General features: G+C 36.9%; 17 protein-coding genes. 15 read left to right on the top strand and 2 right to left on the bottom strand.

Features of this window, described 5'->3' with window-relative positions:
• Positions 1-60: 60 nt before the first annotated feature.
• The 4 genes from EZ444_RS02460 (at position 61) to EZ444_RS02445 (ending at position 2,652) form a co-directional block, all read left to right on the top strand.
• The gene (locus EZ444_RS02460) at positions 61-1,185 is read left to right on the top strand and encodes a FecR family protein (protein WP_131606879.1); all 1,125 of its coding nucleotides are present in this window, start codon (positions 61-63) and stop codon (positions 1,183-1,185) included.
• A 1-nt stretch (position 1,186) separates the two neighbouring features.
• Positions 1,187-1,645, top strand: a complete 459-nt coding sequence (locus EZ444_RS02455) for an RNA polymerase sigma factor (RefSeq protein WP_131606877.1) — start codon at positions 1,187-1,189, stop codon at positions 1,643-1,645.
• A 1-nt stretch (position 1,646) separates the two neighbouring features.
• Positions 1,647-2,105 carry an RNA polymerase sigma factor gene (locus EZ444_RS02450; RefSeq protein WP_131606875.1) on the top strand — a complete coding sequence of 153 codons (459 nt, stop codon included), beginning with the start codon at positions 1,647-1,649 and terminating at the stop codon, positions 2,103-2,105.
• Positions 2,106-2,193: 88 nt separating this feature from the next.
• Positions 2,194-2,652 (top strand): sigma-70 family RNA polymerase sigma factor, encoded by a 459-nt coding sequence (locus EZ444_RS02445; RefSeq protein ID WP_131606873.1) that lies wholly within the window; start codon positions 2,194-2,196, stop codon positions 2,650-2,652.
• Between the two features lie 280 nt (positions 2,653-2,932).
• Here EZ444_RS02445 and EZ444_RS02440 read toward each other — a convergent pair whose 3' ends face one another.
• The gene (locus EZ444_RS02440; protein ID WP_131606871.1) at positions 2,933-3,916 is read right to left on the bottom strand and encodes a helix-turn-helix transcriptional regulator; all 984 of its coding nucleotides are present in this window, start codon (positions 3,914-3,916) and stop codon (positions 2,933-2,935) included.
• A 795-nt stretch (positions 3,917-4,711) separates the two neighbouring features.
• Between EZ444_RS02440 and EZ444_RS02430 the strand changes: the two genes are divergently transcribed.
• From EZ444_RS02430 to EZ444_RS02400, 7 genes are all read left to right on the top strand, one after another.
• Positions 4,712-5,353 carry a DUF6266 family protein gene (locus tag EZ444_RS02430; protein WP_131606867.1) on the top strand — a complete coding sequence of 214 codons (642 nt, stop codon included), beginning with the start codon at positions 4,712-4,714 and terminating at the stop codon, positions 5,351-5,353.
• Positions 5,350-6,549: a hypothetical protein gene (locus EZ444_RS02425; protein WP_131606865.1), complete on the top strand. Its 1,200-nt coding sequence runs from the start codon at positions 5,350-5,352 to the stop codon at positions 6,547-6,549. The genes EZ444_RS02430 and EZ444_RS02425 overlap by 4 nt, the downstream gene beginning before the upstream one ends.
• A 207-nt stretch (positions 6,550-6,756) precedes the next feature.
• Complete coding sequence (locus EZ444_RS02420) at positions 6,757-7,419, top strand: DUF6266 family protein (RefSeq protein ID WP_131606863.1); 663 nt, start codon at positions 6,757-6,759, stop codon at positions 7,417-7,419.
• A gap of 59 nt (positions 7,420-7,478) precedes the next feature.
• A complete protein-coding gene (locus EZ444_RS02415) occupies positions 7,479-7,847 on the top strand; it encodes a hypothetical protein (RefSeq protein WP_131607226.1) in 369 nt (122 codons plus the stop codon).
• Positions 7,766-8,299 (top strand): C40 family peptidase, encoded by a 534-nt coding sequence (locus tag EZ444_RS02410; protein WP_225874606.1) that lies wholly within the window; start codon positions 7,766-7,768, stop codon positions 8,297-8,299. The genes EZ444_RS02415 and EZ444_RS02410 overlap by 82 nt, the downstream gene beginning before the upstream one ends.
• A gap of 11 nt (positions 8,300-8,310) precedes the next feature.
• Entirely contained in the window at positions 8,311-8,679 is a 369-nt protein-coding gene (locus tag EZ444_RS02405) for a hypothetical protein (protein ID WP_131606861.1), read from the top strand.
• Positions 8,680-9,164: 485 nt separating this feature from the next.
• Positions 9,165-9,443 carry a hypothetical protein gene (locus EZ444_RS02400; protein ID WP_131606859.1) on the top strand — a complete coding sequence of 93 codons (279 nt, stop codon included), beginning with the start codon at positions 9,165-9,167 and terminating at the stop codon, positions 9,441-9,443.
• 240 nt (positions 9,444-9,683) lie between these two features.
• Here the strand turns inward: EZ444_RS02400 and EZ444_RS27110 are convergent, their stop codons facing one another.
• The gene (locus EZ444_RS27110; RefSeq protein ID WP_165503501.1) at positions 9,684-9,854 is read right to left on the bottom strand and encodes a DUF6965 family protein; all 171 of its coding nucleotides are present in this window, start codon (positions 9,852-9,854) and stop codon (positions 9,684-9,686) included.
• Between the two features lie 668 nt (positions 9,855-10,522).
• Between EZ444_RS27110 and EZ444_RS02395 the strand changes: the two genes are divergently transcribed.
• The 4 genes from EZ444_RS02395 (at position 10,523) to EZ444_RS02380 (ending at position 13,078) form a co-directional block, all read left to right on the top strand.
• Positions 10,523-11,089, top strand: a complete 567-nt coding sequence (locus EZ444_RS02395) for a hypothetical protein (protein ID WP_131606857.1) — start codon at positions 10,523-10,525, stop codon at positions 11,087-11,089.
• Between the two features lie 15 nt (positions 11,090-11,104).
• Positions 11,105-11,482, top strand: a complete 378-nt coding sequence (locus EZ444_RS02390) for a hypothetical protein (protein ID WP_131606855.1) — start codon at positions 11,105-11,107, stop codon at positions 11,480-11,482.
• A gap of 351 nt (positions 11,483-11,833) precedes the next feature.
• Positions 11,834-12,205: a hypothetical protein gene (locus EZ444_RS02385; protein ID WP_131606853.1), complete on the top strand. Its 372-nt coding sequence runs from the start codon at positions 11,834-11,836 to the stop codon at positions 12,203-12,205.
• A 312-nt stretch (positions 12,206-12,517) separates the two neighbouring features.
• Positions 12,518-13,078 (top strand): hypothetical protein, encoded by a 561-nt coding sequence (locus EZ444_RS02380; protein WP_131606851.1) that lies wholly within the window; start codon positions 12,518-12,520, stop codon positions 13,076-13,078.
• Positions 13,079-13,289: the final 211 nt, after the last annotated feature.

Here is a 13,289-nt window from a genome sequence, read left to right as displayed (position 1 = left end):
CACGATACTCTTTAAACGGTTTATCCATATAGGCCCTTTCATGAGTGGCATTTAAATAATATGGATAAATATCAGGCGAAGGCATTAGTAGACAAGTATATCGAAGGTGATTGCTCAGAAGAGGAAATGGCCTTAGTGGAAAACTGGTATCTGCAGCTGCCATATCTGGCCGACGCACCGGGGACCGGACAAATTATTGCGGCCAAGAATAATGTTTGGGAGAAACTAATGAGCCGTAGGCAAAATAAGCTAAGGCTTTATTACCGGGTGGCAATGACAGCTGCAGCTGTATTGATTATTGGTTTGGGTGCCGTCTGGTTCTTTAATAAATCATTTTCTCCAGAATTACATTTAGCCTCATTACCTGCTATTGATATTGCTCCCGGCACTAACAAAGCAACCCTAACACTTGCTGATGGTAAAACTATAAGCCTAAGCGGGGAGCAAACGGGTATTAAAATAAAGGAAACAGAACTAAGATATGATGATGGGAGCAGGGTCGCTTCCAATAGCTTAGATCATGTGAAAGTGCAAATGCTGATCGCTGCAACTCCTATTGGTGGTACCTACCGGCTTGTCTTGCCAGATGGTACAGCTGTGTGGTTAAATGCTGCCACCAGCCTTAAATTCCCATCATCTTTTAAGAAACTGACTGAAGGACAAAACCGTAATGTTGAATTGACTGGCGAGGCTTATTTCGAAGTAGCCAAAGATAACTCACATCCTTTTATTGTTAAAACAAGATTGCAGGAAGTTAAAGTATTGGGCACTCATTTTAACATTAACAGTTACCCGGATGATGTTGATATTAAAACTACATTATTGGAAGGATCTGTACGTGTTTCATCATTCGGTAAAAAAGATAATGTATTCCTCAAACCTAACCAGCAATCAATCGTAACAGCAAACAGTATTCAGGTCAAAACGGTAGATCCCGCTGATGTGATCAGCTGGAAAATGGGAGAGTTCGGTTTCGGCGGCGAGCCTTTGAGGAAAATTATGAAAAAAATAGCGCGTTGGTACAATGTAGATATAGTTTATACTGATCAATCACTAGGGGATAAAATATTTAGCGGCACCATATCAAAATATGGAAGTATCACTGAGGTGTTGAGATTGTTGGAAGCAACTGGTGAAGTAAAGTTTAAAATTGACGGAAGAACTGTTACTGTAAGCAATAAATAATATGAGTATAATCGATTATAGTTTGTTACCCGACACTGAGCTTGTGATACGCTTAAAAGAAGGGGATCACGATGCATATTCCGAAATCTACCAAAGATTTTTCGGACTGCTATATGCATTTATATACAAGCGACTAAAAGATAAAGAGGAATCAAAGGATATACTGCAGAAACTTTTTTCTGACCTATGGCTAAAGAGGGAAACTTTGGATTTTCCAGTCTTGTCATCTTATTTGTATCGAGCGGTGCGTATTAAGATGATTGCTTTGATGGTTCACAAAGATGCCGAAGAAAGCTACATTCAATCATTCAATAGTTTTATGGAAGATGATACCATTATTACTGATCATTTAATAAGAGAAAGGGAATTAACCACAATGATAGAAAAGGAAGTTGACCTTCTTCCTGATAGCGTTCGTAAGGTTTTTCTAAGGAGTAAGCAAACCATTAAGCAAATATAATATGAATAATTATAATGATGTACCTGATATGCAGTTGGTTGATTTATTGAAAAACTCTGATGATGCCGCATTCATCGAGATTTTTGATCGGTACTATATCTTATTGTTTTCATTTACCATTAGGCGTTTAAATGACAAAGCAATATCAAAAGACTTGATCCATGATGCATTTGCTAGTATATGGGAAAATCGCACGACGATTAATATTGAGGGTGAGTTGATCACCTTTCTGTTTACCGCAGTGAAGAATCATATTTTAGATCACTATAAGCACAAAAAAATCACACAAGTATACGCAGAAAACTTTCAGCCATATCTTGATCAAGTACAAAATGCCACCAATCATTCGGTTCGGCCTAAGGATATAAAGACGTTAATTGAAGAGGAGATTGCTGTCTTGCCCGAAGAAATGCGAATTGCATTTGAATTGAGGAGAAAGAGTGCTATGATCGTCCTATAAACTTTTGAAAATGAATTGGAATAGGTTGCTAAGGAAACAAACATGATAACCTGTCCTAACTAGCTAAGCAAATATAAAATGAATACTTATGAATTACAAAAAACTAACTGATGTTGAACTTGTTGCTCATTTGAAAAATGGTGATCGTAATGCTTTTACCGCTATTTATGATCGGTACTGGGGAGTATTGTTCTTGCATGCCCGGAAGGTGCTTGGAAATGACGAAGATGCAAGAGAAGTTGTTCAGGAAGTTTTCACTTATTTAGGGAACAATATCAATAAGATACACATAACATCAGATTTATCTGCCTACCTATACTCATCAGCTAGACAGAATATTTTAAATATCATCAAACGAAGCAAGTTAAAGGAAAAATGCCTAGAGTCCCTTATGCGTTTTGAAGTTCAAGATTCTGATTTGAATGATGAAATAAATACGCGCGAATTGACTGTTCATATTGAAGCTAGCGTAGAGCGGCTTCCTGAAAAAATGCGGGAAGTATTTGAATCAGGTCGCAAAGTTAATCTTTCTCATAAGTCGACCTAAGAGATACACAATAGGAGTGAAAACGCCATAAAAAAAATAAAGAATAGCGCGATTAAACTTTTAAGATAGTATTAGAATAGGATGTTAAAAAACAAACATGATAAAACCTGTTCCAGCTAGCGCCTTCCAGAAGAGGTTAAATTTTGATAAAATAGAGGGGTCTCTTTTTTATTTAAAATTACTCAACTCGCTTCTTTTGGAATATGGACTTTTGTGCAAACATAATTGCATTTATTGCGGATTTTTGCGCAAAAGTTCATTGTTTTTTTGATATATTTTTTTATGAATTCCGTAGATGGTCGGGACTTTTTTGGTAATGTTTTTTAAATGCACGGCTAAAATAGCACGGATCATTATAACCCGCCAGATCAGCAATTTCATGAATAGGCTTATTTGTAGTAGTTAAAATATGTAAAGCATACTCCATTCTAACTGAGATAAGGTGCTCACGAAAGGGCTTGCCAAAGGCGACTCTTGCCAATTGTTGAAAAGTACTTTCAGATACAGCGAAATGCCTTGCCAATTCAGGAACGTTATTGAGCACCTTGTTCCTGAAATTCTCTTTTATGAAATCTTTGATGTCCATAGCCTTAATTTCATGCAAAGCATTGGTTGTATAATTATGCTCCATAAGCATATTGTGGTATTGGTCTATTAATTGAGTTAAAACACGCTTTATCGTCATATATAGATCATGTGGATTTACTTTCGCTTGTAAAAGCATTTCCTTTAGCCTATTGTTGACTTGTTTAGTTAGTCGACAATTTGGAAGGGCGAACGCTAAATCTTTTTTAGTCGTGTAATTTGTAATAAGCGTTTTAAATTGATGCAAGTTTTTAGTCTCATGTAAAAACCAGTCGGGACGCAAGTTTAAAAGCAAAAATTTATGTGTACCTGGTGGTAATTTTACATGATAATTTCCTTCGTCATGATAACCAAGATGGCAACTGCCATTCTTTGCTTTAGTAATCAAATTATCTTTTTGATCGTACAAGGCAGAATAGCCCTCAAACATGGCGAACATAAAAATACTCCTATTGGTTTGGGCAAAATTGATGGTGATTTCTTTCTCTAGTACATACTCAAACATTTCTATATGTACCAGGTAGTGGCTATGCGACTGCCTTAAAATTTGTCCTTCCGGTACAGTAATTAAATGGGCGAGTGCATATTGAATGGGCCAGCTACAAAAATGGGGCAAGTGACCTGTGCTGAGAATGTCAGTCACAGCAGTCACCATATTGAACATAAGATGTGATTGCATGGAGAGGCGTTAATGGTTTTGTATGTATGGCTATAAAATCGATTTTATTTTATAAAAATGACGCAGTTCGTTTAAAAAACTGATCTGCGCCGTTGAAGATGAATTCTAATCCAGATTCATCAGATCAGGGTCAATACCAGTGTAGTCACAGAACTCTTTTTTTGTAATAAAATGGTGGCTCTCTTTGTTGAGTGCAATTCTTATTGTACTTAATAGACGTCTGGCGTGCTGAAGGCCTTTTCCAGTCACTTTACAAACATCTTTTGGATATACACATACTCTTTCCATATCATGGCTGATTATACCGTAACAGATCAAGTGGCGCTAGCAAAAAGGCGGGAGCCTTTATGGAACCTTCCTGGCGGGTGGTTAACATTTGGTTGATTGGTCTCAATATATGTATATTTTTCTACTGTAAAGATAAGTTTGTGTGCTAAAGTTTCATTTTAGACTAAATGTATACAAATGTTACAAAATGGGTTAAAAGTGTTGTTTTCGATCAGCCACCATTTTTGCCTGCTCTATATTTATTCCATGAGCACAAAACAATTAAACGAAATGAAATTAATAGCGCTTGCCCGAGGCTTGCATAGGCCTTCGGTAAGGCTTCGGGCACGCGTTTACCTTAAAAGGTCCCATAAAGGGCTGTCAAAGGGCTTTTATTGGACCGTTAGTCCTACGAGGTGCCTACGATGTGCCTATGGTACTCCTTATTCGGTCCTAGCCCTAAACAAGGCTTCCCGAAGGAATTTGCAATTGATCAATAGACATAAAACATATTAAAAATTAAATGTTATGGCAAAATTAAAGTACGGGATTTTCGGCCCGATTTCCGGAAAAATAGGTCCAATAGTAGGGGCCACGTGGATGGGAGTCCCTTATATAAGAAAGGCTCCTGATATTAAAGCTATTCCAGATCCTAGATCCATGAAACAGATTGCCAACGAGCAGAAAATGAAATTTACAAACATCTTGTTGGTGCCTTTTCATCACTACATGAGCATTGGCTTTCAAAACCTGGCCATACGAAAAACTGCGATTAGCGCTGCTTATTCTGTTAATTTTCATCAAGCCATTACAGGTGTCCATCCAGATCTTGGGGTTGATTACAGCAAAATGGTCATGAGTGTAGGGGTTTTACCTGGGCTTATGGATCCCGTAATCACATTAATTGCGCCAGATACAATTGAGTTGACTTGGCAAAAAAATACGAATCCTAAAGCGTCACATGATGATCAGTTGATGTTGGTTTTGTATTGTCCTGAACTTAAAATTGCCGATGGTTTCTCTGGCGGTAAGCAGCGGGCACTTATGCATTGTCGCTTTCAGTTCAACCCTCATTTAAAAGGTAAAATATTAGAGGTTTATTTAGGTGTAACTTCTTTTAATAGGAAAAAAATAGCAAACAGTATTTATTTAGGACGAATTGAACCATGAGAACACATACCACTCACACCTTACGTACGCTTATTGTTAATGACATGGACATAAAAAAGTGTACGCTCAACAAACAACAAATAAATACCTGGGTTGAAACGCTGCCTGAGATTACTGCTGAAATGTATGAAACCATTTGTTTTTTTACTGGGAGCATTTTTTTGGGAAAGATGGTTGGTCGTCAGATCCGCCAGATTCATGGGGAATGCATTACGTTGTTGGATAAAATTGATAAGTATCAAAACCTGCCGCCAGAAATGGATGCATTAAAATCGGCCACTATAAAGTGCCTGGATAATGTAATGGACAAATTAGAATCTGATTGTAGTCGCTATCTTGAAAAAAAGGTGCAAATGCCTGTTATCCATTTAAGGAGGCAACAGGTTCGGATTGAATCCCAAACGTGCTTGATTACGGCCTATTTCAAAAACTTAGGCCTAGGCCTGAAATTGAATAAGCTCGTCTTGGAAAGTATGGCAGATTTGTTAAAGGCTACGCGGTGTTACTACTATCGGGTAGATTATATGAACGCATTTCAGGATGCCCTGATAGAATTGTGTAAAAAATCAGATAAATCCGATTTTGAACGGCATTTGATAGACTTACTGATAGGGATGAATTTCAATAGTGGGACATTTATCAAGTATTATCAACAAGTCATGATGGATGAGCTGGCTGCACGTATTACCGAAGAGGAACAAATGAGCTTCTTAAATCATCTGGAAAGGAGCTTTGCACGCGATTCCTATCGTAAATCAGCTTTGGGTTATGACATTGATCGAAAACGAATCAAGTGCTTGCTATCGGAATTTGTAAACGTGGAGTTGAGAATCAGAACAAAGAAAGCAGCTATGAGCCGACCTGTGAACGTACAACAACCCACCGGTCCACAAGTCAATTCTGCACCTGTAACCCACACTGGTAATTATAAAATTCGCACGCCATTGTCAGTTGATGCTTTGGCCTACTTTATTAAGCTCATGATTGCAGCAAAAGCTATCGAGCCGGGCGTAAAAACAGAATTGTTAAATTTTATCGCAAGTATTTTTCAAACACCTGGAGTAGGTAGTGCCGGTATTTCCGCAACAAGTTTTGGTGCCAAATATAAGCAGGTGGTACAAAGTACAGCGAAAACAGTTCGGGTAGTTTTGGTTCGTATGTTAAAAGTTTTGGATGACGAATTTGAATTTGGATAATTCTTTTATAAAAATTTTTATGGCTTACGTGTGGCGTTGAATAGGTTTTTGCCTGTTTTTAGGGGAGGGTTCCGGAACCCCCGGAGCTGGTAGAGCTTACCATGATTCTTTCTCTTTGTGATGTTGTTTGTGGAAAGAGGCACTGCAGGGCTTTTGGAAACGGATAACGTAATTAACAAAATTTTTAACTTTTAAAATTTAAAAAAAATGGGAATTATCACATGGGGAGTCCTTGGCGGCTTCAGAAACAAAACAGGTGCAGTTATAGGATCACGTTTCCGCAATAGAGACGTAATCAAAGGATTAACCAGGCCTAGTAATAAGCCGGCTACGCTGAAACAGTTATTCCAACGATCTAAGTTTGCTTTGGTTACGGCCTTTTTAAGTTCATTTAGCAATTTTATCGAATTGTTCTATGGTAACAGATCAGCATCAAATTCACCCATGAACGAGGCTGTTAGCTATCACTTAACGGGAGCCGTTACAACAGTAGGAACAGCGGTTGAAATGGATTACACAAAGGTGAGATTTGCTCGTGGAAAACTGCTATTACCTAGTCAGATGAATCTTGCTGCTACCGCGCCGGGTAAAGTGGATTTTGAATGGACTGATCAATTAGCTATCGCAGATCATAAGTATAAAGATGCTTCTGATATGGCTAATTTACTGGTCTACAATCCAACAAAAAAGCAGTTTGTTAGCCTAATGGGTGCTGCTCCCCGCTCTGCTGGGGTCTTTAAATTGCAGTTACCTCCGGAATTTGGTGAGGATTACGTGCATGGTTGGATGAATTTTAGTTCAGTACTGAAAGATGGACTGGTATCCGACAGCCACTATGTCGGGAAGATCATGATCGTCGCCATGAACTAAATTAATGGAGGGCCGGAAACGGCCTTCCAATTTTCTTAACAATACTTAAAAAACAAATGATGAATAGCTTAAAAATAACAAAGGGTGATGTTTCTGAGAGAAACTATACACCTTATCTATTATTTGGTTTACTCTTATTAATCTGGCCTTTTCTGCAACGTTTGGTCATAAATTCTGATGCTACTATCGGATTTATTGATCCAAACATCTGGTTACTGATCTTAATGAGTCTGATTTGCTTTTTGATAGTGACAGGCTTAAGCTGGTGGCTACTGCAAAGTTTTTGGATGAGGCTGGGCTTGCCTTTATTAACTGAGATGGTTTTATCTTTTAAAAAAATGGAATTATGGCAACAATTAGGATTTTATTGGGCTTCATTTGGCTTGCTTTTATTGGCAGCAGTTGGGGTGCTGACCGCAATCGTATAGCTGATGGAGATGCAAGAACTATCATCGAAACAGCTAAAAAGGAAATTGGCGTTCGGGAATATATGGAAAACGGTGGTCCGCGAGTGGATCAATACAATGCGTATGTTGGAGTCAAGAAAGTGGCTTGGTGTGCTTCGTTTGTCTCTTGGTGCTTTGGGGAATCTGGGTATGCTCAACCGCGTACGCCCTGGAGTCCTTCAATTTTCCCAGCTGATCGGATTGCCAAGAATCCGATGGCTGGAATGGTGTTGGGAATATACTTTGAGCATTTAAAACGGATAGGGCATTGCGGGATAGTTTTGGAGGTAAGGAATGATTGGGTTTTCAGCGTCGAAGGGAACACTAATTTAAACGGTAGTAGGGAAGGGGACGGTGTTTATCGCCGAACAAGGCACGTCCGTAGCATACATCGTTTTGCGAATTGGATCACAAAAACTCGCACTTTACCTTAGAAAACTTAGAAATGAAAGGAATATTAATTGTTATGGTAATATGTTTATTTGGTTGCGCTTTATTTAATAAAACAAGTAAAACTGCTACAACAGATAAGCAATCATCGGAAAAGCAGCTGGAATCAAGCCAGTTGCTTTTTAAAACTGCAAATAAAGAAACGCAGATCTTTACTTATTGGAATGATAGCGGATTTTATCAGGTTCAAAATATCAGGGAACAAATTGATTTGGCAAAAACTGATAAATTAAAAATAGAAGAAAAGCAAGAGGCTAAACAGGAAACAATAGTGAAAAAGACAGAGCCGCTAAAGATGTGGGATTATGGTTTGATCTGTATAAGCTTAGTCGCCAGTTATCTGGTTTTTAGAAGATTTTTTTAAAATATTGAGGAGGTTGTATCACCTCCTCAGTATTTAATTTTGTTGGGAGGTAATTATACTGCGTTTTCCACCAAATTTCAGCTAAGTAAGGTTTATCATTAATTATTTCGAGATGTTTGCTGTAATAACCTGATAAAAATATCAAAATTAATCACCTAAAACTGATAGCCAATGAAATAAAGAAACGACAATAACAGATCATACTTCTTAAATGAAGTATTAATTCAGAGTCTCCACTTATAAATTACCACAACTACGGGGAAGAGACAGTAGATTAATGCCTATAACAAATATTGTTGTACTTTCGCAGGTGCACTGTAGCGTTATAGCTTCTATTGTAAACCCGTTCCCAAGGCTGTGGTAAGCCCATAAGTGCGGTATTTAGAGCTCTCGCTATGGTGCACCTTTGGTTCATTAGATAAAAGCCAAATAGCTTTCTATAAATCCCAAGAGACTCATTTTTTGAACCTTAAAAAAATGAGCAAATGTATACACCCGACCAATTTCTACACAAAAGACCATCAGGAACCAAAGCTGAGCTTAACGCGTTCGCAAAAACTAAATTAAAAGATTTTTTTGAGACTTATTCGCTTGATGATAGTCTCGAATATCTCTGGAGAATGATCCAACAAAGTTTTTATACCAAGAGCCGCCGCATATTACCTAATGCAGAACGTGCTAATCTGATTGCTTATTACGAATATCTTCATACCCTGGTTTTGGCAGCTAGTATCGTTAATGATGAATTAAAAGGATCATCTTAATTCATAGAATAATTCCGGTTACTCGCTATAAAACATCCATTAGTAGGCTTGCAGGAACGGATTGATCTTCTTGAACGAACGCACAAAGAAATTGACGCTTTTAACAAAAAGATCCACAATTATTACGAGCTTAAACGGAAGAAAGTAAACCAGTAATAGCTAGGTGCGAGATGCATGAAACATAGTTTACTCCTTCACGCCATTGGCTTCATTTGCAATATCCAATAGCTTTTGAAGTCTCTATCGAACTGGCTCTGCTACTCTTTCGTTGCCACCATGAAGGATTGCAAAGGATTTTTCAAGAAAGCCCGGTACATTTGAAATGAATACCCCTGTATCTATCTGTGCTGTTTCTGGTAATTCAATGCCGTGGAATGCTGCTTCCCAATCTTCTGCTGTCATATCGCTCATGCGGCGAAGGTAGTAATAAAGAGGAGAGTACTTTACTGTAATATCTAAATATTCTGTAATTAACCTAATATCATTTCATTATACTTATTAGCTAATATTTAGGGGGTGTTTTATTAAAAAGAATCCTTACATTGTATGCGAAAGCGTTAGTTGAACAGCCTGAGAAACTGTTCTACAGTCCCCACATAATTAATTTATGTGGGGTTCTTTTTTACATCTGATTCCAAATGCTAAATAGTATTATAGAAATAGAATTTCGAGGAGCATCATGGAATAGGTTATAATTTATACATTAAATGTGGTTTTTTATTCCTAAAGGTTCGGCTGTGTTACTCTAATCCGCTCCTGTCTTAAATTTATTTTCGCTCTCTTTTTTTTATCCAAGCCAAGGAAAAACATATATTATAGAGAAAGAATGGAAAGGTTGTCTCAAAAAACGAAGATTAACCTGGTACCAGTGATCAGCAATAAAATGAACAGATCTTCTTTTCCCTCAGTGTAAAGAAAGTCTTAAAAAACGAAAGTTTACAGTTTTTTCATATTAGCTAAACGAATTCAAGGTTTAAATAATTTATTTTATTAAATAATCACTAATTTCATATAAAAGCTGCAACAGACAAAATTTGAAAGTGCTACTTATATGCGATCAATGACGTACCGATATTAAAATGAAGTCTTTTAAGGAAGTAAATAATTTAGAAATACTGGATTCATCAGAACGATTGAACGAGAGGCTAATATCTGATCCGAGGTTTTCACAGAATAGTTTTACTTATAATCGGCTATATATAAGTTCCATCAATCAGGCAAAAATTTCCTTCACAAACAAGTCAGGGCAAAAATTCTACCCATCCTTCACCGAGATTCTTGTAAACAGTTATATGCATGCTCAAGGTGATATGGACGGTGCAACTTTGGTGAATTATGATGATCCACTTAGCGCATCATTTTTTAATTTAAAACCCTTTCAAACCATATTTTACGGCAAGAGCCGTCAATCACAGGACTTGTGGTCGCTGGTATTAAGCTTCCTTTTACCTGATAGACTCGTTAATTCAATATCGTTAATAGAATTAGAAGATGTTCAAAGGCTAAATTCGGCAGCTGGAATGAACAGCACACCTTTAATACAACTTACGGAATACCGGATCGAAGAGAACCTTCCTAAAACTGAGCTGATTATTAACGAGAACCTTCAGACAGTAAATACTGAATATATGAAATATGCATTTTAAAACAACCTAAGAACCATGGCATTAATATCCGTTAAAGAGAGTAAACAAAGAACTAGTGAAATTACAGGAATGGCTGTTGAATCACTCACACATATTACTGAGGAATACTTAGCCTTACCAGTTTATCATCTTGTTGAACCAAATGATCAAATCGGTAAGCGTTATGGTTATAACATGGCAGTTATTTTTAGTGATGAGCTTAATGATTATGCATATATGGTTCAAAGTAGTACCGAATTTGGTGCTATAAGCCCAGAGGAAGCTTGCGGAGGACGTGTGATTAATCATTTTTCAATGCGCTTATGGGATCACTTTACAACGTCTACTTATTGCAACGTTCGAGGGCAGCCAAATGTTCATCATGTGGTGATTGGATTTGAGCTCAAATCATAATCTCACCCTGTAGAAAAATACCTTACAGTGAAATGCTTTATTAAAACTTTTCACTAATACATCAGCTTAACATCTATTCAACTATTAACTAAATAGGGATTTATATATAGAATAATGACCTATACACTGACACTTTTTTAGTTATATATATAAAACGAAGATTAGCCTGTCGTAAGTAACCGTCCTTAGCTGATCATATCCAGAAAAAGAGGAGAAATTCTCTTTCTCCTCAATACCCCGCCCTGGAACAGAGGTGGGATTTTCAGGCGTCAGGGGATTGAAAGGCTCCTGTCTCAAAAAACGAAGATTTAAATTTATTGCCTAATTTAATATAAACTTAATTTAACGACAATGAAAAAAGAACCAATAGAAATGATTAAGGACCGTTCAAGCTTGGATAAGAATTTTTATTTAAAATTAGAGGTTGAATTTGGGCCTGCGTTTTCTAAAAATAATATCACAAATGAAAAATTCTTAGAATTATTAAACGAAGAAAAAAAAACGCTCAATAATGGCTTTTTAAGCGGATTGATAAACCATATTGTTGATAAACTACAACAAAAGGTGGAGGTGGAACGAGGTGCAGATAATCTTCAAAACCAATCAGAACGGAAGTATTCAGGAATATATTATTCTTGTGATTCTTGCGGTAAAGGAAAACGAAAATATTGTTATTATGATCCTGTTCTTGGGGTTACATTTTGTCAATGCGAAGGATGTTAGTTCTCGAACTTAAAACTTAACATGTTTAAACAAAAAAGAAGGTTAGCTTGGTGCTAGTGATCACTCTCCAGATGATCACTTTTTTACATCTGATCAAATCCTACATACCAGGAAAGATAAAAAGGGAAGAAAAAGTGATGGCTCCAATCTCAAAAGATGGAATGTTTAGTCTGGTGTCGGTGACGGACTGTTGCTGCTCCTTCCCCACTTGTAGAAACTATCTTTCCCCTTATGTAATAACCCGCCCTTAAATAGAGTCGGGATTTTCAGGTGAAGGGCAGTGAACGATTCCTGTCTCAATAAACGAACAATATGACATTATACCATGTTGATAGGGGTGATTTATTAATGGGCATTCAGAAAATTGAATTAACGAAATCAGATCCGTACAACAATCCCTATTGGGAAACACCTCATTTATTTTCTGGTAATGACTTACAGGCACATTTGGAGACTATTTATCCAGACGGGCTTTCATACCATGGATGGAAATATTTAAAGGAGAGACATACAGTTGGCATTACAGGCAATTATTCACACAAAGTTTCCTATTTAACAGAAATGAATTTAGAATATGTTCGTCAAGCCTTTTACCCAAAATTACATTCCCGATATCAATCAATTTTTGCCGTTGAAAGTATAGAAGAAGCAAAAATTTTTCGAGACAAATATGGAAATCCAAAAGCTAAAATTTATGCTATTTCTACTGAGGATTTTGTAAAAGTCGATATGAATTATATTTTCTTAGGTACGCAGAATGTTGCCGGCTCATTCTTTGGCCACGCTTATTGGCAAGGTAAATCTACTAACAACCCATATTTTGAATATATAGTAAAACTTCCTGCAACAATTATACATGAAATTATTTTTTAGTCTTAAAAAACGAACATATAGTGAATACAGGGTATATTATAATAAATATTTTTGCAACCATAGGGTAACACACACCTCGCTATTGATAAAATGACATACTCTTTTGTCCTAAAGGATTTTAATTAAGAAAATACTAGTTGTGAATTCTCTAATTAATACTATTTTTGGGTTATCTCAATCTAATGAATTTAACAAAAGCTCTATGATAACT

Source organism: Pedobacter hiemivivus (assembly GCF_004331685.1).
Classification (GTDB): Bacteria; Bacteroidota; Bacteroidia; order Sphingobacteriales; family Sphingobacteriaceae; genus Pedobacter; species Pedobacter hiemivivus.
The sequence above is the reverse complement of the archived record's forward strand: the minus strand, read 5'-3'. Positions and strand labels throughout refer to the sequence as shown.

Bases quoted from the DNA above. Each gene is read 5' to 3' on its own strand.
- EZ444_RS02460 (WP_131606879.1), top strand. From the start codon at position 61: ATGGATAAATATCAGGCGAAGGCATTAGTAGACAAGTATATCGAAGGT.
- EZ444_RS02455 (WP_131606877.1), top strand. From the start codon at position 1,187: ATGAGTATAATCGATTATAGTTTGTTACCCGACACTGAGCTTGTGATA.
- EZ444_RS02450 (WP_131606875.1), top strand. From the start codon at position 1,647: ATGAATAATTATAATGATGTACCTGATATGCAGTTGGTTGATTTATTG.
- EZ444_RS02445 (WP_131606873.1), top strand. From the start codon at position 2,194: ATGAATTACAAAAAACTAACTGATGTTGAACTTGTTGCTCATTTGAAA.
- EZ444_RS02440 (WP_131606871.1), bottom strand. From the start codon at position 3,916: ATGCAATCACATCTTATGTTCAATATGGTGACTGCTGTGACTGACATT.
- EZ444_RS02430 (WP_131606867.1), top strand. From the start codon at position 4,712: ATGGCAAAATTAAAGTACGGGATTTTCGGCCCGATTTCCGGAAAAATA.
- EZ444_RS02425 (WP_131606865.1), top strand. From the start codon at position 5,350: ATGAGAACACATACCACTCACACCTTACGTACGCTTATTGTTAATGAC.
- EZ444_RS02420 (WP_131606863.1), top strand. From the start codon at position 6,757: ATGGGAATTATCACATGGGGAGTCCTTGGCGGCTTCAGAAACAAAACA.
- EZ444_RS02415 (WP_131607226.1), top strand. From the start codon at position 7,479: ATGAATAGCTTAAAAATAACAAAGGGTGATGTTTCTGAGAGAAACTAT.
- EZ444_RS02410 (WP_225874606.1), top strand. From the start codon at position 7,766: ATGGCAACAATTAGGATTTTATTGGGCTTCATTTGGCTTGCTTTTATT.
- EZ444_RS02405 (WP_131606861.1), top strand. From the start codon at position 8,311: ATGAAAGGAATATTAATTGTTATGGTAATATGTTTATTTGGTTGCGCT.
- EZ444_RS02400 (WP_131606859.1), top strand. From the start codon at position 9,165: ATGTATACACCCGACCAATTTCTACACAAAAGACCATCAGGAACCAAA.
- EZ444_RS27110 (WP_165503501.1), bottom strand. From the start codon at position 9,854: ATGAGCGATATGACAGCAGAAGATTGGGAAGCAGCATTCCACGGCATT.
- EZ444_RS02395 (WP_131606857.1), top strand. From the start codon at position 10,523: ATGAAGTCTTTTAAGGAAGTAAATAATTTAGAAATACTGGATTCATCA.
- EZ444_RS02390 (WP_131606855.1), top strand. From the start codon at position 11,105: ATGGCATTAATATCCGTTAAAGAGAGTAAACAAAGAACTAGTGAAATT.
- EZ444_RS02385 (WP_131606853.1), top strand. From the start codon at position 11,834: ATGAAAAAAGAACCAATAGAAATGATTAAGGACCGTTCAAGCTTGGAT.
- EZ444_RS02380 (WP_131606851.1), top strand. From the start codon at position 12,518: ATGACATTATACCATGTTGATAGGGGTGATTTATTAATGGGCATTCAG.